Source organism: Rhizobium tumorigenes, assembly GCF_003240565.2.
Lineage (GTDB): Bacteria > Pseudomonadota > Alphaproteobacteria > Rhizobiales > Rhizobiaceae > Rhizobium > Rhizobium tumorigenes.
Map to the genome: position 1 here is coordinate 124,058 of NZ_CP117258.1, position 21,161 is coordinate 145,218.

Below are 21,161 nucleotides of genomic sequence, written 5' to 3' on the forward strand. Positions count from 1 at the left end.
CTGTCAACTGTCAGTTGGTGGTCTGTTAGATCTTATTCGAAGCAAATACTTAGCGCCAAAAATGTTCTCGAAAAGACCGACGTGCCTTTCGCTGCGCAACTCCGTTTCACGGAAGTTGAAAGATCATATCCTGTAAACGCACGCCAACCTTATTCTTGTCAGCAAGCTCCATTTAGCAAAGATGCTACCAAATTTTGCACTTGGCAATGGGTTTGTTTTCGTCCTATACAAATATGATGGACGAGGCTGTTTATATTTGGGTCAGTCATCTATGCCGCTCGAATCGCGCAGGTCTGAACGGTGACTTTGACGGTTACAAGTGTTGCTTCATCGCCAAATCGTGCTGACCGCTGATCTGGATTAGCCGATCGACTTGATTCCGACTTCGTTTCAGTTTTGAGCAGTCTCCAATGAGTGTCATCAGCAAACCGGCTGCGAATTTAAAAAGCTATAGCGCCAGAAACAGGGCGGGCCGGTCTTCAATGAACGCCGTCCCCCTATCGGTCCCCAGCGACGGTTTGACGATCCTTGTCGTCGACATCGATGGCACGAATGCCGAGTTCGGTTTTGTGCAGAATGGCAAGCCGCTGCCATGCCGCCAATTGTTTTCAGTGGACATTCTTCGCGCCGGTGATCCGATCGGAGCTCGCGCGGCTATGGTCAAAGAGGTTGTCGCGCAATCCGGCCTATCGCCTCATGTCATCGTCAACACGGTTCCCGGTTTGATCGACACCGATCTCGACCATGTCTTGTATGCCGGCAACATCCTGGTACTAAACGGACGAGCGCTTTTCAGGCATTGGAGCCGGCTTTCGGGCTATTGTGTCCCGCTCGACCGGTATGCAATTCTGATGCTCACTGGTGAGGTATTCGCCGGGATCGCTCAAGAGGCCTCACGGGTTCTCGGCATTTTCTTCGGGACTGGCCTCGACGCAGCTTATCTTGATAGGGGCGTTGCATTTCGAGGCGGCGGCTGGGCGCTTGAGCTCGGCAACATGCGGGTGCGCGGCGAAGGTTGCACTATCGAAGTCGTGCGCACGGACTGCCTCGAAACTTATGCCTCCGGCCGGGCGCTTGCGGACCTTGCGACTCGCTATGGCGAGACCGCTGAGAGCGTATTCTGGGCGGCTGGCAAGGCGGCACTGCAGGATGAACCGGTGCAGTTCGTCCGCGATCAGGCCTATGGTGTCGCCGCTGCGGTAGTGATGCTGTCGCCAACCACCATCGTCCTTTGCGGTGGCGTGCTGAACATCGACGGGTATCCGCGCGATAATCTCTCCCAACTGATTGAGGCGCACGCTCCAATTTCTGAAACCGGTTGTTCAATGGATCTTCGTTGGGCAGACCATGGCTGGTCCAACGTTTTGGACGGAGCGCCACATGTCGTCGCTGACCGCTGGCTGATCTCACCGTCAGAAATCGCCAGGGTCTAATAGACCTGAATTTTACCTTTTAACCCGGGCGCAATCGCACCCGATTTCGAGAGCAGACGAGAGGAGAAACTATGGAAAAGAGCAATCAGAGACTGGATGGCCGCGTCGCAGTGGTCACGGGCGGCGCCAGCGGAATTGGCGCGGGATGCGTCGCCGCTCTGGCCGAAGCTGGCGCGCAGGTCGTCATCCTCGACGCCAATGAAGCGGGATTTGCAGAGGCGCGCAAGGGCGCTCCTGAAGGCACCGTCTTCGAAAAGCTCGAGGTTACCGACCCTGCGGCCGTCGACGCGATGGCTGAAACCCTGTTTGCTCGTTTCGGCCGTATCGACATACTCGTCAATTGTGCCGGGATCGGACGTCGGTCGGCTGCGGAAGACATTACCCCGGAAGAATGGCGCCTAGTGCTCGACGTCAATCTGAATGGGACGTTTTGGTGCGCCCAGGCTTTCGGAAAGCGGATGATGGCCGACGGCAAGGGTGGCAGCATCGTTAGCATCGGCTCAATCTCCGGCAACGTGGTTGTCCGCCCGCAGCACAATGCTCACTACAACGTCTCCAAGGCGGCGGTCCATCACCTCACCAAGACCCTCGCCACCGAGTGGGCGACACGGGGCGTCCGAGTGAACGCCATTGCGCCCGGCTTCGTCGAAACGGCGATGACGGCCTATGCGATGCAGCAGGACACCGAGATGACAAATGTCTGGCTGACGAACACGCCGCTCAATCGCGTCGCCCAGGTCAGTGAAATCGCCAATATTGTGGTCTTCCTGAATTCGGATGCGGCAAGCTTCATGACCGGCTCGATTGTCGTCGCCGACGGCGGCTACACGAGCTGGTAAACCGGTCCTTCGTTCGGACCTATGGTGATGGCGGGGAGACTCGCCATTTCTGTAGAACTGCTGAGCGGGCTTACGGCAGGCGGGCGCTGGAAAATTGGGCGCGTTATTCCCCAAGGCCGCGCCTCCCAGTGTCGCCGAAATGGGGTGAACTTGAGCAAAATGATTGACAGCAGCCTTCCCATGTGTTTGTTTTCGACGCAAACAAATTATGCTTCTGGATGGTTACGGGCATCGCCGCACCGAACTTTCCGAACGTAAATTGGCGTGTCCAGCCTGGAGGACACGCCCGCGAGGGAGGAGCGCCGGTGCGATCGTCACAGGATAGAATTCATCTCATAGGACAGGACTGATTATGCCAATCAAGCAAGACAGGCGCCTCAGGGTTGGCGTGCTCGGCGCCGGTCAAATCGCGCAGTCGGCGCATTTCGAGAGCTGCACCAAGGCCGCCAACGCCGATCTTTACGCAATCTGCGATGTCGCTGACGATCTTCGCGAACGCATGGCGATTACCCATGGCGCCGAAAAGACGTTCAACGACTACGATCGGATGCTTGCGGATCCGGATGTCGAGGCCGTTATCATCGCGACGGCCGACGCGTTCCATGTACCAGCCTCGATCCGCGCGCTGGAAGCCGGAAAGCATGTGCTTTGCGAAAAGCCCGTTGGCATCACCGTCGAGGAATGCATCCAGCTGCAGGCGGCCGTGGAAAAATCCGGAAGGGTTTTTCAGGTCGGCCACATGAAGCGTTTCGACGCCGGCCTGCAGGCGGCAAAGTCGTTCATCGACACTGAGATGGGCGACGTCGTCGCGCTAAAAGCCTGGTATTGCGACAGCACCCATCGCTATCCGATGACGGATGCCGTCCAGCCGCTGATTGTCTCCAGCGCCAATGCCCGCAAGCCTTCAGCCAATCCTAAGGCGGATCTGCGCCGCTATTACATGCTCGCGCACGGATGCCATCTGATCGACACGGCACGCTATTTCGCCGGCGACATCATTTCCGTCCATGCCCGTCTGTCGGAACGGGCAGGGATCTGGTGCTGGTTCATCGATGTCGAGTTCGCCTCGGGCACGCTCGGCCATCTCGATCTGACGGTCCAGGTACGGATGGATTGGCACGAAGGCTTCCAGATTTACGGCAAGAACGGCAGCATTCTCGGCAAGACCTATAACCCTTGGTACTACAAGTCGAGCGAGGTCGATATCTTCCGTGAGGCCGATGCCTCATCGCACCGTGTGCTTGGCGCCGATGGTCATTTCTACCGCCGCCAGCTCGAATCCTTTGCGCGCGTCATTTTGGACAAGGTGCCGATGGAGGGGGCTGATATCGCCGATGGGCTTGCCTCCGTGCAGGCGATGGTGGCCATTGCCCGCTCGGTGGAAAGCGGCAAGCCAGTCGCGCTGGCGGATGTCACGGGAGGCGTTTGATGCAGATCGGAATTTTCGCCAAGACCTTTGAAGGAACCGACCCGGCGACCGTGCTGTCTGCGGTGGCCGCCGCCGGCTATTCGGCGACGCAATACAACCTTGCCTGCTCCGGTCTTGCTTCGATGCCCGATGCGATCGGCGCTAAGGTGGCGAAGGCGGCGGCATCGGCCGCTGCCCAGGCGAAGGTCAAGCTGGTGGCAGTTTCCGGCACCTACAACATGATCCATCCGGATGTCGCAACGCGCGAGCTCGGCCATCGCCGGCTGGAGGTGCTTGCCGCCTCCTGCGCCGATCTCGGCACGGATCTGGTCACGCTCTGCACAGGAACCCGTGATCCGAACGACCAATGGCACCAACACCCCGACAACGACACGCCGGAAGCCTGGCGCGACCTGCTGAAGGCAATGGAAACGGCGATTGCCATCGCCGACCGTTACAATGTCGATCTGGGCATCGAACCGGAACTCGCCAATGTCGTCAATTCCGCCGCCAAGGCACGACAGCTGATCGATGAGCTGAAAAGCCCGCGGCTGAAGATCGTGCTCGATCCGGCCAACCTCTTCGAGCGTGCCTCGCTTGACGCGCAGAGAGCCACAGTATCGGCCGCCATCGATCTGCTCGCAGATCGCATCGCCATGGCCCACGCTAAGGACCGTACTGCATCCGGTGAATTCGCAACCGCTGGCACGGGTGTGCTAGACTATGGCCACTACCTTGCGGCACTGCGATCCGCGGGGTTTGCAGGCAGCCTCGTCACCCATGGGCTGAAGGCAAGCGAAGCCGGGCAAGTGGCGTCGTTCCTCAAAACCTCATTGACGGATCGGGCCGGGAAAGGGGCATGACGGTATCAACGTTTCTGCGCGACCAATGCCTGCTGTCCGTCGATGATGCCGGCGGAGCAGGACTGCCGATAATCTTTCAGCATGGCCTGTGCGGCGATGCAGGTCAGACGACCGAAGCCTTTCCGGCCGATACGGCATTCCGCCGCGTCACCATAGAGATGCGTGGCCACGGACGTTCCGCAGCAGGCGATCCGTCGAAATTTTCGATTGCTACCTTCACGGACGACGTCGCATCCTTCATTGCCGAAAAGCATCTCAAGCCAGTGGTGGTTGGCGGTATTTCCATGGGAGCGACCATCGCCCTGCGGCTCGCGGTCAAATATCCGCAATTGGTCAAAGGCCTGATCATCGCCCGTCCGGCATGGATCATCGATAATGCGCCGGAGAATATGATGCCGAATGCGGAAGTAGGTGCGCTGCTTGCCAGACTGCCGCCAGACGAAGCGCGGCAACAGTTCATGGCAGGCGATACCGCCAACCTGCTGAAGCGCGATGCGCAGGCCAATCTGGATTCCCTGATTGGCTTTTTCGCGCGCGCGCCGATTGATATCACTGCGGCATTGCTGACGGCGATATCGGCAGACGGCCCGGGAGTAAGTGAGGATGCCGTGCGGGATCTGGCGATCCCAACGCTCGTGGTCGGCCATGAACAGGATCTTGTGCATCCCATCGCCTATGCCCAAGCCCTGGCCGGCATGATAGCCGGATCGAACTATGTTGAGATCACGCCGAAGGCGGCCGATAAGCTCAGATATGTTTCGGAATTCAGAGCCGCAATTCAAGACTTTCTCAACGCCCATTTCCGACAGGGCTGATCCCAGCAAGGATAATAACCATGACAAATTTCCGCGAAACCGTGGCCCTCACGCATGCCGGCGCCATCAACGCCTTGAATGCCGCCGTTAGCCATGCTGAGGCGATCACGGTGCCGCAGTGCATTTTCATCGTCGACGTCAGCGGCGAAACGATCCTCAGCGCCCGGATGGATGGCGCCAAATATCTGAGCATGCACACGGCCCGTTCCAAGGCGCGCACGGCCGCGTCGATCAATGGCCCGACCGGGGCGATGGCGCCTGAATTCGGTGTAGCGGCCGGCATCGCATCGCAGGGCGGTGTGACGCATCTGCCCGGCGGTCTGCCGATCCGGTTCGATGGTAAGCTGGCTGGCGCCATCGGCGTCGGTTCCGGCTCGGGTGACCAGGATTTCGAAGTGGCACGGGCCGCTCTCAAGGCGATCGGCGCCGATCCGGTTTGATCGCCGATCCGTCTGAACGAATTCGGCAGCTTGAAAAGCAGGCGCTGAGGGTGGCCGCGGCAGATGCCAGGTTTATCTTCAACGCCTGCTTTTTCGTTTGTGTGAAAAAATCCTCCCCGATCATTCGCGATCGGGAAGGTGGGAAGAAACGATCAAGCAGCGGTGCTGCTATTGGTGATAGCCGGCCTTGACCATGGCGCGATCGGTGATGGTCTGGGCCTTCGCCAGGGCCGCATCGACGGTGATGTCGCCGGTGAGGGCAGACGAGAAAATCTGCCCGACGGCCGTTCCGATGCCCTGGTATTCCGGCAGGATGACATATTGCCAGAACGGATACTGGGTTTGTGGCTTGTTCTCCCCGGCCGAAAGCATCGCGTCCAGGGTCATCTTGGCAAAAGGCGCCGCCTTCAGATATTCCGGATTGTTGTAGAGCGATTGGCGTGTGCCTGGAGGAACGTTTGCCCAGCCCTCCTTTTGCGCAACCATCTCGATGTAATGCTTGCTCGTCGCCCAGGAGATGAATTTTTCAGCCGATGCGACCTTCTGCGAGCCAGCGGGAATGGCCAGGTTCCAGGCCCACAGCCAATTGCCACGGCTGCCGGAGCCGGCATGATCCGGAGACACGACGAAGCTGGTCTTGTCGGCCACAGTCGATTGTTTTGGGTCCGAGATGAACGATGCGGCGACGGACGCGTCGACCCACATGCCGCATTTTCCCTGCTGGAAAAGCGCCAGTGTTTCGTTAAAGCCGTTGGAAGACACGCCAGCCGGCCCTGCGTCCTTCATCAGCGTGACGTAGAAATCCAGCGTATCGTGCCAGATCTTCTGGTCGAACTGCGGCTTCCATTTTTCGTCGAACCATTTTGCTCCGAAGGAATTGGCAATCGTCGTGACGGTCGCCATGTTCTCGCCCCAGCCGGCCTTACCGCGCAGGCAGATGCCATTAATTCCCTTGGCACGATCGGTGATCTTGCGAGCAGCGTCGGCAACGAAATCCCAATCCGGCTTGTCAGGCATTTTCAGCCCGGCCTTTTCGAACAGATCCTTGCGATACATCAGCAACGACGACTCGGCATAGAAGGGCGCGGCGTAAAGCTTGCCATCCTGTGATACGGCGTTCCTGATGGCCGGAATGAGGTCGTTGGTGTCGTAGTCGGCGCCCAGCTTGTCGAGCGGCACCAGCCAGCCCTGTTTCGCCCACAACGGGACTTCATAGGTGCCGATGGTCAGAATGTCATACTGTCCGCCCTTGGTGGCGATATCGACTGTCACTTTCTGGCGAAGGACATTTTCCTCAAGCGTCACCCAGTTCAATTTGATGTCCGGGTTGGCTTTGGTGAAGTCATCCGTCATCTTCTGCATTCTGACCATATCGCCGTTGTTTACAGTGGCGATGGTCAGCGTTTCGGCAGATGCCGCAGATGAACAAAGGACCGCCAACAGCACTAGTGTGGCCTTTAACGCGAATTTCATTGCTTCCTCCTCCATTATTGTCCGCCTCAGCGGTCTTCTCGCCGGCCCGAGCCATTGACTAGCGTATGGCCGTTGCCCAGGGAGCAGCCGTCTTCGCTGACAGCCTGTCGATGCCTCATCGGCGATCGACCACAGTGCCGTCCTGCAAATCAGTCTGCCGTGAGGGCGAGACCTGGCTCAGCCGCCGATCGATCCTATTAGATTGTGCTGCTCCTGCCGGGAGAGATCCGCGCAACATCGTGCTGCGCGGATCGCAAGGCCATGGCTTTAGCGCGCCGATGTCCATCCCTTGTAATCGGCGATGTTGTCGGCGGTGATCAGCTTCGGATCGAGCAGCACCTTGGTTTCCGCAGGCTTCTTGCCTTGGAAGATTGCGAGCGCGAGGTCGAAGGACTGCGCTGCCATTGCATAGGGGTCCTGCGATGCGGTTGCCTTGATCAGCGTGTTGCCACCCTTCAGAAGCTTTTCAACATCCGGGGCGCCGTCCACCGAGGTGATGATGAATTCGTTTCTCTTCATCTGCTTGGCGGCAAGATCGCCACCAATGGCGGCAGGATCGTTAGCGGCAAACACGCCGTCAATGTGATCCTGGGCCGTCAGGATGCTTTGCATAACCTTTAGACCACCGTCACGGCTGCCTTGGGTATTTTGGTCGGCAACGACCTTCATATCCGGGTGTTTGGCGAGCACGCTTTTGCAACCGTTGATGCGATCAACCACGGCAGAGACCTGGACGGCATTGAGAAATACGATGTTACCCTTGCCGCCGAGCTTATCGGCCAGATATTCGCAAGCGTTCTCGCCGGCCTTGACGTTGTCGGTCGACACGCTGACATCGGCATTGCTCGCCGTCGTGTCGAAGGCAGCCACGACCATGCCGCCGGCCTTGGCCTTTTGCACGGCAGGCACGCTGGCCTTTGGATCGACTGGCACGATCATCATGATATCGGTGCCGGCGCCGATAAAGCTGTCAATCTGCGAGAGCTGCTTGTTGAGGTCGTAGTCCGCGTCGACGGCGGTGATCTTGACGTCAGGATTTGCTTTTTTCGCCGCTGCCGTGATGCCGGCGACCGCAGCCACGTAGAAAGGGTTGCCAAGGCTGCCGACCGAAATGCCGACGCTTTTTAAGACCTTGGCATCCTCAGCGAATACGCTTGTCGTCAGCAATGCCATGGTGGCAACCGAAACAGCCAGTACAGATTTCAATTTCATGTCTCTCTCCTCTCAATGGGCAAATTGCCCCACACACCCGCCCCAAACTCCTCAGGTGCGGATACCTCCCTTGGCCCGGTAACGATCGAGTGCAACCGCGCCGATGATGACCAGACCCTTGATGATGTATTGCCAGATGTCCGATACCCCGACGAGAATGAGGCCGTTGGACAGCACGGCGATGATCAGCGCGCCGACCAGCGTGCCCCAGACGGAGCCAACGCCGCCGACAAAGCTTGTGCCGCCAAGAATGACGGCGGCAATCGCGTCCAACTCATAGGCCTGGCCGAGTTGCAGTCCGTTCGCGGCGTAAAGCCGGGCCGCCGACATGGCGCCACCGAGACCGGCCAGCAGGCCGGAGGTTCCGTAGACGAACAGAAGTACCTTCCAAAGCTTGATACCGGTCAGTCGTGCCGCTTCAGGATTTCCACCGACGGCGTAGATCCACGTGCCCAACACCGTGCGCGTCAAGATGATCCAGGACAGCAGGATGACGACAAAGGCGATGATCACCAGCCATGGGATGCCGAATACGCCACCGTTGCCGATGAAGGCGAAAGGCAGGTCGCTGTTGAACACGGTGGTGTCACCGCCAACAAGGCGGGCGACGCCGCGAAACGCCGTCAGGGTTCCGAGCGTGACGATAAACGGTGGCAGCTTGGCTGCCGAGATCAAGATGCCGTTGAACAGGCCGCATGCGAGGCCGGCGACGAGTGCCGCGGGTATGCCAAGCATGCCCATGTCCGGCAGCAGGCTGGCAATCAGCGCAAACATCGCCGACATGGCAAGGATCGAGCCGACCGAAAGGTCGATGCCGCCGGTCAGAATGACGAAGGTCATGCCGGCAGCCAGCACCGTGTTGATCGATGCCTGCTGCATGACGATCGACAGGTTGCTGACCGACAGGAACCGGCCCGTGAGCAAGTGAAAGCCGACGGCAAGAATGATGAGGATCGGCAGCATGCCGAGCGCCTGCAGCCCCGTGCGCAGGTTCAGGTTCTTCTTTGCGACCGCAGACTTTGTCGTCTGGGAATCTACGGTATCGGTCATTTTTCTATCCTCCATGGACATTCTTCACGCCGCGACCGCAGGTGCGGTTCCCGTCGAAAAGGCCATGATTTCCTGTTGGCTGATGGTGCCGTCCGCTGCAGGGCGAACCTCGCCGCTGATACGCCCCTGGTTCATGACCAGCACGCGGTCGGAGACGCCGATGATTTCCGGAAGCTCGCTCGAGATGAGCAGGATGGCTACGCCGTTCTGCGCCAGCGCGTCGATGAGACGGTAGATTTCCGATTTGGCGCCGACATCGACGCCGCGCGTCGGTTCGTCGAGAATGACGATCTTCGGCTTGGCCTCCATGAGGCGTGCAAGCAGCACCTTCTGCTGATTGCCACCGGACAGCGAACCGACCGTAACGCCATCATGAGCGGCGCGAATGCCGAATTCCGAGAATGCCTTTTTCGACCGTTCCGAGGCGGTCCGGAAGTTTAGGAAGCCCAGCCGATGGGCATCGCGCCCGATGACGGAGACGTTGACGTTTTCCCGGATGCTCATGTCGAGGAACAGGCCGAGACCCTTGCGATCCTCCGTCAGATAGGCAATCCCGGCTGCGATCCCGTCGCTTGGGCTGTTGATGCTGGCAGCCGCTCCGTCGACGCTGACTTCGCCCTGTCTGAACGGATCGGCGCCATAGATCAGTCGTGCAAGCTCGGTCCGGCCGGAGCCGACGAGACCGGAAAGTCCGACCACTTCTCCTTCCCGGATGTCCAGCGAGCAATCGCGAACCTTGTGCCCGTCGGACAGGCTGCGGACGGCAAGCACGATGCGCGCGGCGCTTTTGTCGACGACATGGGTCTTCTTGTAGAATGTCGAGACATCGCGGCCGACCATCATCGATACCAGCGTCTCGGGCGACAGTTGCGCCCGGTCGAGGGTGCCGACCGGCTTCGCATCCCGCAAGACCGTGACGCGATCGGACAACGCATAAATCTCTTCCATGCGATGGCTAATGTAGATGACGGCAATCCCTTGCCTCTTAAGATCGCGAATGACCTCAAACAGACGGTCAGTCTCGCGGCTCGTCAGCGACGTCGTCGGCTCGTCCATGACGAGGATGCGTGGGTCGAACGACAGTGCCCGGGCAATTTCCACCATCTGCCGCTCGCCGATCGAAAGCGACTCGACAAGTGTTTCCGGCGAAAATTGCAGGCCCAGCCGCTCTAGAACGGCGGCGCATCTGCTTCTCTGCTCGCCGCGGCGGACAAAGCCGTAGCTGGCGCGCTCCGCACCCAGATAGATATTTTGGGCGATCGTCAGGTTCGGAGCCAGCGACAGCTCCTGATAGATGACGGCAATGCCGGCTTCCTTGGAGGCGCGCGGGCTGCCGGGCGCCACCAGCTTGCTGGCAACACTGACGGTTCCGCCTTCATCCGGCACATAAGCGCCCGACAGGATCTTCATGAGCGTCGACTTGCCTGCGCCGTTCTCGCCCATCAAGGCGTGTACTTCGCCGCGATGGACGGTCAGGGAGACGCCCGATAGGGCTTTGATGCTGCCGAATGTTTTCGAGATGCCGCGCATCTCAAGGATAGGAACGTCCGCGCCTTTCGGGTCGAAAGTCATTGTTTCTCCTCCGATTCTACCAGCCGTAACGATCACCAGATGGTGTATCCGGCATCGATGGTGAGGATCGTGCCGGTCATGCCGCTTGAGGCCGGTGACGCCAGGAACAGGTTGGCCGAGGCAACCTCTTCCGGCTCGATCAGGCGATCCATGGGTGTGCCGGCCATCCAGGGGCCTGAGTTTTTCGGGTCGAGGAAGGAAATGTTCGACATGGCGGTGTTGACGTAGCCCGGTGCTACGCAGTTGACGCGCACGTTGCGTGTTGCCCATTCGCCGGCCAGCGATTTCGTCAGATGATGGAGGCCGGCTTTCGAGGCGTTATAATGGGCCTGCCGCTGCGGCTTGTTGGAAATCATGCCCGACATCGAGCCGACGGTGACGATCGATCCCTTACCGCGTTCCAGCATTGGCTTGCCAAAGGCGCGGCACGTCCAGAAGGTGCCGTTGAGATTGACATCGATTACCCGGGTCCAGCTGGCATCCGACATGTCTTCTGCTGCCGTGTCGGGCCAGGCGATGCCGGCATTGGCGATGAGAATGTCAACGGGACCGACGTCGCGATTTATGCGCTCGCTGGCTTCGGTGCAGGCATCCGACTGGGTGATGTCGAGCACCACGTAACGAGCATCGTATCCGCCGCTCTTCAGCTTTTCAACGGCTTGCTGCAGGGCCGCTTCGTCCTGGCCGGATATCACCACGCGCGCGCCGGCTTCGGCCAGCGCTTCGGCGGTCGAAAGTCCGATGCCTCTTCCGCCGCCAGTCACGAAAGCGATGCTTCCATCGACGCGTGTTCTGTTCATGTACATGGTCATCTCCCTTGATTGCTAAAGTGCGTTCGTTGCGAAAGCCGGCACCAGCCGGTCTTATCAGGACGGCGGACCGTCGGCGGTTGAAGGGCTCATCGCTTTCGTGGACAGGACCGACAGATCACTGAGTACGTGCATTGCCGAACGGGCGCTTTCGGAGCCGCTCATGCCCTTGTAGACCTGATAAAGCGTGTCGTAGACGCGGGCATGGGCCAGATCGGGCGCGTATTGCCGGTGGCTGCGGGCGCCGAAGCGGGCGGCACCTTCGTCATAGCTGGCGACAAGCCCGGATGCCACGGCGCCATGGATTGCCGCGCCGACAGCGGTCGGGTTGGCGATGTCGGGAACATGGATCGGCCGGTTGATGACATCGGACATGATCTGCACTAGCAGCGGATTGTTCTGCGCCAGCCCACTGGTCATAAGGACGCGCTCGACGGCAACGCTGCCGGCTTCGAACAGCTCGATGATCGATCGGGCGCCGAAGCACAGGGACTCCATCAAAGCGCGGTACAGACCGACCGACGAGGTGTCCATCGACAGGCCCATGATCATGCCACTCAGCCGTGAATCGGCCAGAGGCACCCGATTGCCATTCCACCAGTCTAGTGCCACCAGGCGGTTTTCCCCCGGGACAAGGGCGGCCGCCTCAAGATTGTAAAGATGGAAGCTCTCGTCCGTGTTGCTGCCACGCGGAAAATTTCTGACAAACCAGGACAGCGTGTCGCCAAAACTCGCTTGGCCCGATTCATAGCACCAGAGATCGCGCATCGAACCGTCATAGGCTACGCCTTCGATGCCAGCCGGAAGTGGCTGAAAATCGCGGCTGAGCAGCAGATAGGCGGCCGATGTGCCAAGTGCGCCCACCAGGCAGCCTGTCTCGACGGCGCCGACCGCGGGCAGCACGACATGCGAATCGATCACCGAGACGGCAATCGCCGCCTTGCCGAGAATGCCCGTCTGCGCACGCCATTCCGTCGTCAGTTCGCCGGCGGCAGAGCCGACACGGTGGGGCGGGGCAAGGCGCCTGCCGAGATCAGGCAGGATATCGGGATAACCTTCGGCCGCCGAATATTGTGCCTTGTAGGCGGCAAAGCCTAGGCTTCTCGCCTCGACGCCGGACAATTGCCACACAAGCCAGTCGCCGGATTCGATGAATTTCGCCGTTTCGCTCCAGATTTTCGGCGCTTCCGCGGCGATCTGGGCGGCCTTGGCCAAAAGCCATTCGCCCGAGACTTTGCCGCCAAAATTTTCGAGATACGATCCGCCCTCGGCGTTGATCGCATTGGCATAGCCTTGTGCGGCACTGTGCTTCCACAGCTTGACATAGGCGTGCGGTTCGGCCGGAAATCTCTGTGAGAGTGGCTTGCCTTGCGCCGTGACCGGCATGGGTGAGCTTGCGGTAAAGCCGAGCCCGATACCATCAATGTCACGCCCGTTTCCAAGCGTCGTCAGGATGTCGAGCGCAGCTTCCACGTAGTCGGCTGCATTTTGCAGCGCCCAGCCGCGCTGCAGAGGCGTGCCGTCCGGCAAGCGGAGCGTCATGATGCCATGACGATAGGGATGGGTATGACTGGCCAGTTGCTGTCCGCTGCCGACGCCGATCAACACACCGCGGGCGGATTCGGAGCCGTAGTCCAGGCCAATGAGATAGCGTTCAGCCATGGGTCTTGCCCCCCGCGAATGGCGTTGGTGAGGTCATGGCGAGCGCGGCATCGGCGGGCGCATGGCGCTGCAGATGGGCGTTCACGGCGAGCGGCGCGCCATTCAGCACGCCGCGCCAGCCGAGAGCCGCCCAGCGCAGATCGAGTGTCTGGCCCGTCTGCCCGAAAGGGCCCTTTCTTTCGACGAGCGCTTTGATGCGCTCCTTCGGGAAGTCCGACATTTCGCACACGCCGCCGCCGAGGATCAGGATGTCGGGGGAAAACAGCACCGTAGCAATGCCGATCGCCGTGGTGATGTGGTCGATGAACGCCTCGATGGCGAAGTTCAATGCACTGTTGCCATCAACGGCAGACAGGGCGAAGACATCATTGATCGGCGCGCCATGTTCGTCGGCGATAGCCTGCAGTGCACGGCCGGAAACATAAGTCTCGAGGCTGTCGGTGCGCAGACCCTCTAACATGCGTCCTTCGGACCCGAATGGAATATGCCCGATTTCGAGCGCCCAGCCAGCGCCGCGAAACGGTTTGCCATTCTGGATGAACGCCGCTCCTACGCCGGTGCCGAGGTAAATGCCGAGAACCGCGGTGCTGCCAATGCCAACGCCTGCGACAGTCTCGCCCATCAGCGCAAGTACGGAATCTCTCTCAAGATAGACCGGAAATCCGAGCTCCGATGACAATTCCGATGCCAGCCGGCGACCATTCAGGGACTGAACATTTCCCGCGAAAAGTACCTTGTCCTCGTCGGCATCGAGAAAGCCTGGAACGGTGGTGACAAGCACGTCCGGCCGAATGCCGGTCTCGACGATGACATCGCCGACCATCGCGGCAAGCCGCAGGATCGGATCACCGTCCTGGAGCAGCCGCGTCGAGAAAAGCCGGTGGTAGTCCTGTGCGGCTCCGGCAATATTGAAGCCGAATTTGACATTCGTGCCGCCAATATCGGCAACCAGTATTTTTGAAACGCCGATTTGTGGCATCATCGGCCGGCTCCAGTCTGATAATGCGTGAACATAAAGGTTGTAGAGCCGAAATCGCCCGGTGGGCGTTCGCCGGCTCGCCGGGTGCTCCGCGGCGTCGCATCGCGATGCCAGCGCGCAGAAAGGAGAGGAAGTCTTGCCCTGCCTGGTGGCCGACAGCTGTCAGTGCCAAGTTGTTGTTCGACATAACTCAACTTCGCCTCCTCGCGATTAAGTATTTGTATAAGACAAATACTAATTGTGTCAATTGTGATTTTACGCCGGCGCGAGGCTGCCCTCGTCGATGGATGGCAGGTCGAACAGGGTCTCCCTTATGACCGCAGCGGCACCGACCGCTGCATCATCGCCCTGGGTTGCTGCGACCCGTATCGAAGGCGGGGCGAGGCCATAGATCAGCATGTCGGAGAGCTTTTCACGCACCCGCTTTTCGACGCATGGAAAAAGCTGGGACAGCGGGCCGCCGAGAACGATGCTTCTGGGGTCGAGAAGATGCACGGCGTTGGCGAGGCCGACAGCAAGTGCTTGCGACCAGTTCTCCAGCAAATGCGCAACGTCCTGATCCTGGTACCGCCGGCGCGCGGCCGCCGCAGCCTCGGCGATGGTGATGCCCGGCGCAAAGATCGCTTCGAAATGGTTGGCGCCCGCCAGCATTTCGAAGGAGGCCGTTTCCGTGCCGGAACTGACAATAATGTGGCCGATCTCACCGGCATAGCCATGGGCGCCGCCCACCACGCGCCCGTGCCTGACCATCGCCCCACCAATGCCTTCCGACAGAAGGATGAGGAGCATGTCTTCCGTCTCTGGGCCGGGCGAAAGCGCGCATTCTGCAGCGGCCAACGCCGACGCGTCATTCTGGATGCGAAGAATCCAAGGGTCCGGCACGCTCGATTTTATCTTGTCGCCGAGCGCGAAGCCGCGCCAACCGAGCAATGGGGCATTGACGATGACACCGTTCCTGTCGACCAGGCCCGGTATTGCGATCCCAAGCCCGGCGATTTTATCCGAGGAAAAATTCCCGTCCTCGATCAGCGATTGAATGAGTTTCAATATGCTTTCACTCACGCCGTCCGGATTGCGATAGTCGCCTGTCAACATCGTAAGGCGCGCGACGATCTCGAAGGCCAGGTTGACCACCACTGCCGAGATGCTGCGCATTCCCACCTCAACGCCGATGGCATAGGAACCGACCGGATTGAGCATGACATTGACGCCCGGTCGTCCGACCCGCGTTTCCGCGGCACTTTCGGGCGCCTCGACAACGAGACCGCTATCGAGCAGTTCGACCATGGCGTTGCCGACGGTCGCCCGCGTCAAATGCAATTCGCGTGCGATATCGGCGCGTGACAGCGCGCCGCCGCCGCGCAGAAGACGGAGGGTGCGCATGGCGTTGATGTGGCGCAGCAAGTGGGTTGTCGTGGCCAAAACTATCTCCTAAAAATTTATTCTGTACGCTCTCGCCAAGTCGCGTGCCGGCCCGCTTTACCCTTGCAATCCGCGGGTGCGAAGGTCCTGGCCTTCATCACCGAAAATGTCCATATAGGAGATATCGAACGTGTGGTGGTGCGCGATTGTCGCTGCTCCCACAGCGGATTCCTGCCTGCGGAGCCTGGGCTGCTGATCAGTCGGGTGACGGTGGCCGGTGTCACGGACAGGTGGCGGGCTATGTCGGCCCGGATGGCTTTACCCTGCATCCGCAACAATGTCGGGATCTTCAAATTATCGACGTATCTGGCGAGCGTTTGTTCAGCCATGTGTTCCGCTTGAAATTCCAACGACGACGATGTCCCGCTCGCTTTTAGCACGCTGGGTCGCGGGGTCAGCAATATGTTTCCGCAGATGGTCGCCATTGTCGACACCCTTCTTGACACTATGTTGACGCGCTTCGGCGGGCTCGACGCTTTGCACGCCAATGTCGGCATGCATGTCGGCGGTACGCGCTACTTGGTACGGCATGCGAAAATGCCCCGTCAGTTTTTCCGGTTTCACACCCGAATTTAGAAGCGTGTTTCTCCCTGTGCGGGCTGCCAACGACTATTCCCTTCATCCAGCTATCAGCGATCCACGGTCTATCCGTCAACCTGCGATATCCTTGGACGTAAGTAGTTTACCAAGGCAGCACAGCTGTGCCTTTTAGAAACTGCCCATTAAATAAACAATATATTGCAGCGCACAAATAATCGCCAACACCGCTTGACAGATGTTATCTTTGAATGAATGAATGCTATTCATACAAATTTCGCATGTAGGCGCTTATGGAAACTCGGGACCTTCAGACATTTCTTGCGGTTGCCGCCAGCGGCAGCATCACGAAGGCTGCCGAGGTGCTCGGGAGATCCCAACCCTCTGTCACCCGCACCATCCAGGACCTTGAAGCCGAACTCGGCTTCGAGCTGCTACACCGCATCGGTCGACGTGTTCAGCTCTCCGAGGAGGGCATCGCCTTTGAGGAAGAGGCACGGCGACTGCTGATGTCGTTCACGGAACTCGCCGCGCGGGCAAAGATGATTGCCGGCGGCAAGGGTCGGATCCTGCAGATCGCGACGACGGCCGCCATCGGCACCGGATTGATTCCCAAGGCCATGGCGCAACTGAAGGACGTCGAAGTCCCGCACGAGACGCATGTCGGCCAGTTTCTCGCCTCGACCGTCGCGCAGGAAGTGCGGAGCGGCCGGGCGGACATCGGTTTCAGCAGCCTGCCGCTCGATATTCCCGGCCTGGATGTCCTCCGCCTCTATTCGGCCCCGACTGTCGTTGCCCTTCGCGAAGACGACCCGCTCGCGGGCCTCGATGTCGTGCCGTTGGCGGCCCTTGCCGGTCGGCGGATTGCGACGATGCTCAATCCGCTGCGATTTCAACGCAATATCGCGCGGGCGCTCGCGTCCCAGGGCATCGAGACCGGCCCGGTCATCCGCACGAACAATTCCTATGGGGCGTTGCAGTTCGTCCGCCAGATAGAGGGTGTGATCGCCATCATCGATCCGGTGACGTCCTATGGCGTCAGCGAACCCGGCACTGTCGTCCGGCCGATCAATCTCGAGGTGCCTTTCTATTGGGGCGTTCTATCCGTCGAAAAGATCCCCCTACGCCCAGCCGCGCGCGCGCTGATGGACGCGGTCGAGGCGGTGGCAAAACGCTCGATCGTCGGGTTCACCAAGCTCGATCCGGCCCTGGCCGGCCAACTCGTGACCGGCCAGCCGTCGGGCACAGATCAGGGAACTGATTTATGACGCATATGCCCACCAACCCCCTGTCGATCGGTCTTGCGGCGCTGGAAGCACAGCTTGCGCAGGATCTCGACTATCTCGAATTGCCGGCAAAGCCCTGGGTTCCTCAGACGGTGCATGACGGTCGATCCGTGCGCGATGTCGTCGTCATCGGCGCCGGCATGTGCGGCCTCGCCGCCACGGCAAAGCTGGTGCTGACGGGAATGACCAATGTGGTCGCTTACGATGCCGCACCGGAAGGACTGGAGGGACCCTGGGTCACGTTCGCTCGCATGCAGACGCTCCGTTCGCCGAAGAGCCTGCACGGACCGGCACTCGGCCTGCCGCAACTGACCTTTCGGGCCTGGTTTACTGCGCAGTGGGGACGGGACGCATGGCAGTCGCTCGATAAGATCCCGAAAGGCCAGTGGATGGACTATCTGGTCTGGTACCGAAAAATACTCGATCTCCCGGTCCGCAACGGCGTGCGGATGACCGGCATTTGCTCCGTCGACGGTCTCATCGCAGTCGACATCGAGGGCTCTGAAACCGGGCGGGTTCTGACCCGTCATCTGGTTCTGGCAACCGGTCGTTCCGGATTGGGTGGGTTCGCTGTCCCAGATTTCCTCAAGGGGATCGACCAAGCTTACTGGGCTCACTCGGCAGACGAAATCGATTTCGCCGGATTGAGGGGCAAGCGCGTCGCCGTGATCGGGGCCGGTGCCTCCTCAATGGACAATGCGGCGACGGCGCTGGAGGCCGGAGCCGGACAAGTGGACCTCCTGATCCGCCGCAAGGAAATGCCCCGCGTCAACAAGATGACCGGCATCGGCAGCCAGGGCGTCGTTCACGGCATGCACCAGCTTCCCGATGCCTGGAAGTGGAAGTTCGTCGAATACACCGCCCAGACACAGACCCCGCCGCCGCGCTCCTCGACGCTGCGGGTTTCCGGCCACGAGAATGCGCGGTTCTTCCTCGATTGCGGCATCGTCTCGGTCGGCCAGGACAGGGACGGCTTGTTGATCGAGACGACGCAGGGACCGATGCGCTACGATTTCCTGATCGCCGCCACGGGCTTCACCAACGACTTCAACGGCCGTCCGGAGTTCGCGCAGATTGCTCCCTATATCCGGAGTTGGTCCGATGGCCGGCAGACGGCGGACATGGGACCCTCGCGACGCGGCATGTCAGAGGCGCCGGATCTCGGTCCGTCCTTCGAATTCCGCGAGAAGGTTGCCGGCTCCTGCCCGATGCTTTCCCATATCCACTGCTTCAACGACGCCGCGATGCTCACCCATGGCAAGGTATCCGGCGACATCCCGGCTGTCAGTGCCGGCGCCGACAGGCTTGCTCGCGGCATCGCTGCATCGCTGTTTGCCGAAGATGTCGAAGCGCACTTTGCCAATCTCGTTGCCTACGACATCCCCGAGCTTCAGGGCGACGAATGGGTGGATTCAACCCCGATGCTTAATAAGGAGACCGTGCTGTGATCGATGCGATGGACAAGGCCGCAGGCCTATCCCCGGACGACGCCATTTTCAACGCCCGCCGCTTCCGGCCGGAGTTCGTTCAGGGCGCAGAACTCTGCCGCCTGTCCGTACTGACGCCTGAGCATGGCCTCGGTCTGTCGACTGTGTTGCGCATCGCGCTGGCCCGAAGGATCGCTGCATCGAACGCGGACAAGGTTCTGGTCGCGGATTACGAAGCCCAGCTGGCGGCGCTTCAGCCGGGCGAGGACCTGCTGGCTCTGGCGAACGGGGCGACCGATCTCGGCGAACCGCTGGCCACCATTGCCCGCCATGTCGATCTGATCACGCTGTCTCCGATCAAGGCGCAGGCGAGCGACATCACCCGGCTTGTCGAGGCCGGGTTCGATAACCCGCAGATCGTCGCGCTCTCCGAGCTCATTGCCTTCGTAAACTTCCAGACGCGGGTCGCCACCGGCCTGAGATTGATGAGGGCCGCATGATTTCCTCGGTGAAATTGAAGCCGCTGACCTGGCATCCGCACATCGCGCCCGTCGAGCTTTCAGAAGCGACGCCGGAACAGCTCAAGGCCATGAAGGTCACCCCATCGGCCAAGAAGGTTTCGGAATATGTGCGCACCCTCGTCCACGACCCCGAGAGCTATGTCGCCCGCACCGTGCTTTTCAACGCGATCATGTATGTCGAAGGCGGTCTCGCGCGTCCTGACCGCGAACTGGGTGCGCTCGGTGCGTCGCTGGTCAACGGCTGCACGTTTTGCGCCGTAACGCATGCCCGGCGTCATGCGGAACTCACAAACAGCGACGACGTGGTCAGTGCCCTCTATCTCGACAAGGCGGACACGCTCGGCCCGCGCGATGCGGCGATCTACAGCTTTGCCCGTCGCCTGTCCGTGACACCATCCGAGGCGACTGCCGAGGACATCGCGGCGCTGCGAGCCGCGGGCATGGACGACGTCGAGATCATCGACCTCATCCATGCGATCTCGATCTTCGGCTGGGCAAACCGGCTGATGCATGTCCTCGGCCATGCCGAGATCGGGAAATAGCACGGCTGGAAATTGTGCCGGCTTCGGTGGCCCTGGCAGGCGCGATCGAACCGCCGGGCTCATGAAAACAGAAGGGGTCTGAAATGCGCATGAAATCGAAGACGCAAATTGTCACGCCCGGAAGGATCAGAAATGCTTGAAATCAAAGATCTAAAGCTGTCCTACGGATCTTCGCAGATCCTCAACGGCGTCAATCTCTCCGTCAAGCGCGGCGATGTCGCGTCGATCATCGGACCGAGTGGCACCGGCAAGACGACGCTGCTGAAGTGCATCAACTACCTGGCCAAGCCGGCATCCGGGACGATCACGTTCGACAATATCCACATGGACTACCAGCGCGCCGACAAGAACGCGGTACAGGCGATACGGCTTCGCACCGCCATGGTTTTCCAGCAGTTCAACGTCTTCAAGAACATGACCGTACTCGAAAATGTCATGGACCCGCTCGTCGTGGTGCAGGGCAAGTCCAAGGACGAAGCACGGCAGGTGGCCATGGAAGAGATCGACCGCGTTGGTCTTTCCACGCGCAAGGATCACTATCCGTCGCAGCTCTCAGGCGGCCAGTTGCAGCGCACGGGCATTGCACGCGCGCTCGCGGTCAAGCCGGACATGATGCTCTTCGACGAGCCCACCTCGTCGCTCGATCCGGAGCTTGTTGGAGAAGTCCTCAAGGTGATCAAGGACGTTGCCTCGTCTGGGATCACGTCGCTGCTGGTCACCCACGAGATGCAGTTTGCGAAGAACATCTCGAACCGCATCCTCTTCATGGACAAAGGCGTCGTCGCTGCCGATGGCAGCCCTTCCGAAATCTTCGACCAGCCCTCCAACCCCCGCCTCGCGCAATTCCTCAATTCTGAACTCGTGCATTAAC

The 21,161-nt window shown here is 60.0% G+C and carries 20 protein-coding genes; 11 read left to right on the forward strand and 9 right to left on the reverse strand.

The features are described 5' to 3' along the window. Nucleotides 1-410: 410 nt before the first annotated feature. The 6 genes from PR017_RS24200 to PR017_RS24225 all read left to right on the forward strand — a co-directional run bounded on the left by PR017_RS24200 (nucleotide 411) and on the right by PR017_RS24225 (nucleotide 5,798). Entirely contained in the window at nucleotides 411-1,433 is a 1,023-nt protein-coding gene (locus PR017_RS24200; RefSeq protein ID WP_111223046.1) for an ROK family protein, read from the forward strand. 71 nt (nucleotides 1,434-1,504) lie between these two features. Next, a complete protein-coding gene (locus PR017_RS24205; protein WP_111223047.1) occupies nucleotides 1,505-2,272 on the forward strand; it encodes an SDR family NAD(P)-dependent oxidoreductase in 768 nt (255 codons plus the stop codon). 352 nt (nucleotides 2,273-2,624) lie between these two features. After that, on the forward strand, nucleotides 2,625-3,701 hold the full coding sequence (locus PR017_RS24210) for a Gfo/Idh/MocA family protein (protein ID WP_111223048.1): 1,077 nt from the start codon (nucleotides 2,625-2,627) through the stop codon (nucleotides 3,699-3,701). Continuing rightward, a complete protein-coding gene (locus tag PR017_RS24215) occupies nucleotides 3,701-4,543 on the forward strand; it encodes a sugar phosphate isomerase/epimerase family protein (protein ID WP_111223049.1) in 843 nt (280 codons plus the stop codon). Before PR017_RS24210 ends, PR017_RS24215 begins: the two co-directional genes overlap by 1 nt. Beyond that, on the forward strand, nucleotides 4,540-5,358 hold the full coding sequence (locus PR017_RS24220; protein WP_111223050.1) for an alpha/beta fold hydrolase: 819 nt from the start codon (nucleotides 4,540-4,542) through the stop codon (nucleotides 5,356-5,358). Before PR017_RS24215 ends, PR017_RS24220 begins: the two co-directional genes overlap by 4 nt. 20 nt (nucleotides 5,359-5,378) lie before the next feature. Next, the gene (locus PR017_RS24225; protein WP_111223051.1) at nucleotides 5,379-5,798 is read left to right on the forward strand and encodes a GlcG/HbpS family heme-binding protein; all 420 of its coding nucleotides are present in this window, start codon (nucleotides 5,379-5,381) and stop codon (nucleotides 5,796-5,798) included. A 168-nt stretch (nucleotides 5,799-5,966) separates the two neighbouring features. Here the strand turns inward: PR017_RS24225 and PR017_RS24230 are convergent, their stop codons facing one another. The 9 genes from PR017_RS24230 to PR017_RS24270 all read right to left on the reverse strand — a co-directional run bounded on the left by PR017_RS24230 (nucleotide 5,967) and on the right by PR017_RS24270 (nucleotide 16,583). Next, a complete protein-coding gene (locus tag PR017_RS24230) occupies nucleotides 5,967-7,271 on the reverse strand; it encodes an ABC transporter substrate-binding protein (RefSeq protein WP_111223075.1) in 1,305 nt (434 codons plus the stop codon). A 267-nt stretch (nucleotides 7,272-7,538) separates the two neighbouring features. Then, nucleotides 7,539-8,483, reverse strand: coding sequence for an ABC transporter substrate-binding protein (locus PR017_RS24235; RefSeq protein ID WP_111223052.1), 945 nt, complete (start codon nucleotides 8,481-8,483; stop codon nucleotides 7,539-7,541). Nucleotides 8,484-8,534: 51 nt separating this feature from the next. After that, the gene (locus PR017_RS24240; RefSeq protein WP_240539175.1) at nucleotides 8,535-9,533 is read right to left on the reverse strand and encodes an ABC transporter permease subunit; all 999 of its coding nucleotides are present in this window, start codon (nucleotides 9,531-9,533) and stop codon (nucleotides 8,535-8,537) included. Between the two features lie 24 nt (nucleotides 9,534-9,557). Next, a complete protein-coding gene (locus PR017_RS24245) occupies nucleotides 9,558-11,105 on the reverse strand; it encodes a sugar ABC transporter ATP-binding protein (RefSeq protein WP_111223054.1) in 1,548 nt (515 codons plus the stop codon). Nucleotides 11,106-11,137: 32 nt separating this feature from the next. Further along, nucleotides 11,138-11,911 carry an SDR family NAD(P)-dependent oxidoreductase gene (locus tag PR017_RS24250; protein ID WP_111223055.1) on the reverse strand — a complete coding sequence of 258 codons (774 nt, stop codon included), beginning with the start codon at nucleotides 11,909-11,911 and terminating at the stop codon, nucleotides 11,138-11,140. Between the two features lie 60 nt (nucleotides 11,912-11,971). Beyond that, nucleotides 11,972-13,576, reverse strand: coding sequence for an FGGY-family carbohydrate kinase (locus PR017_RS24255; protein WP_111223056.1), 1,605 nt, complete (start codon nucleotides 13,574-13,576; stop codon nucleotides 11,972-11,974). Then, nucleotides 13,569-14,558: an ROK family protein gene (locus PR017_RS24260; RefSeq protein ID WP_111223057.1), complete on the reverse strand. Its 990-nt coding sequence runs from the start codon at nucleotides 14,556-14,558 to the stop codon at nucleotides 13,569-13,571. The genes PR017_RS24255 and PR017_RS24260 overlap by 8 nt, the downstream gene beginning before the upstream one ends. A gap of 252 nt (nucleotides 14,559-14,810) precedes the next feature. After that, nucleotides 14,811-15,977 (reverse strand): ROK family transcriptional regulator, encoded by a 1,167-nt coding sequence (locus PR017_RS24265; RefSeq protein ID WP_111223058.1) that lies wholly within the window; start codon nucleotides 15,975-15,977, stop codon nucleotides 14,811-14,813. Between the two features lie 321 nt (nucleotides 15,978-16,298). Then, complete coding sequence (locus tag PR017_RS24270) at nucleotides 16,299-16,583, reverse strand: hypothetical protein (protein ID WP_133255675.1); 285 nt, start codon at nucleotides 16,581-16,583, stop codon at nucleotides 16,299-16,301. 224 nt (nucleotides 16,584-16,807) lie between these two features. On the opposite strand from PR017_RS24270, the gene PR017_RS24275 reads away from it, so the two are divergent. From PR017_RS24275 to PR017_RS24295, 5 genes are all read left to right on the forward strand, one after another. Beyond that, on the forward strand, nucleotides 16,808-17,782 hold the full coding sequence (locus PR017_RS24275; RefSeq protein ID WP_111223061.1) for a LysR family transcriptional regulator: 975 nt from the start codon (nucleotides 16,808-16,810) through the stop codon (nucleotides 17,780-17,782). Further along, nucleotides 17,779-19,248 (forward strand): flavin-containing monooxygenase, encoded by a 1,470-nt coding sequence (locus PR017_RS24280; RefSeq protein ID WP_111223062.1) that lies wholly within the window; start codon nucleotides 17,779-17,781, stop codon nucleotides 19,246-19,248. Before PR017_RS24275 ends, PR017_RS24280 begins: the two co-directional genes overlap by 4 nt. Further along, the gene (locus PR017_RS24285; RefSeq protein ID WP_111223063.1) at nucleotides 19,245-19,727 is read left to right on the forward strand and encodes a CMD domain-containing protein; all 483 of its coding nucleotides are present in this window, start codon (nucleotides 19,245-19,247) and stop codon (nucleotides 19,725-19,727) included. Before PR017_RS24280 ends, PR017_RS24285 begins: the two co-directional genes overlap by 4 nt. Continuing rightward, entirely contained in the window at nucleotides 19,724-20,290 is a 567-nt protein-coding gene (locus tag PR017_RS24290) for a peroxidase-related enzyme (RefSeq protein WP_111223064.1), read from the forward strand. Before PR017_RS24285 ends, PR017_RS24290 begins: the two co-directional genes overlap by 4 nt. Nucleotides 20,291-20,422: 132 nt before the next feature. Further along, nucleotides 20,423-21,160 carry an amino acid ABC transporter ATP-binding protein gene (locus tag PR017_RS24295; protein ID WP_111223065.1) on the forward strand — a complete coding sequence of 246 codons (738 nt, stop codon included), beginning with the start codon at nucleotides 20,423-20,425 and terminating at the stop codon, nucleotides 21,158-21,160. The last annotated feature ends 1 nt before the right edge of the window (nucleotide 21,161 follow it).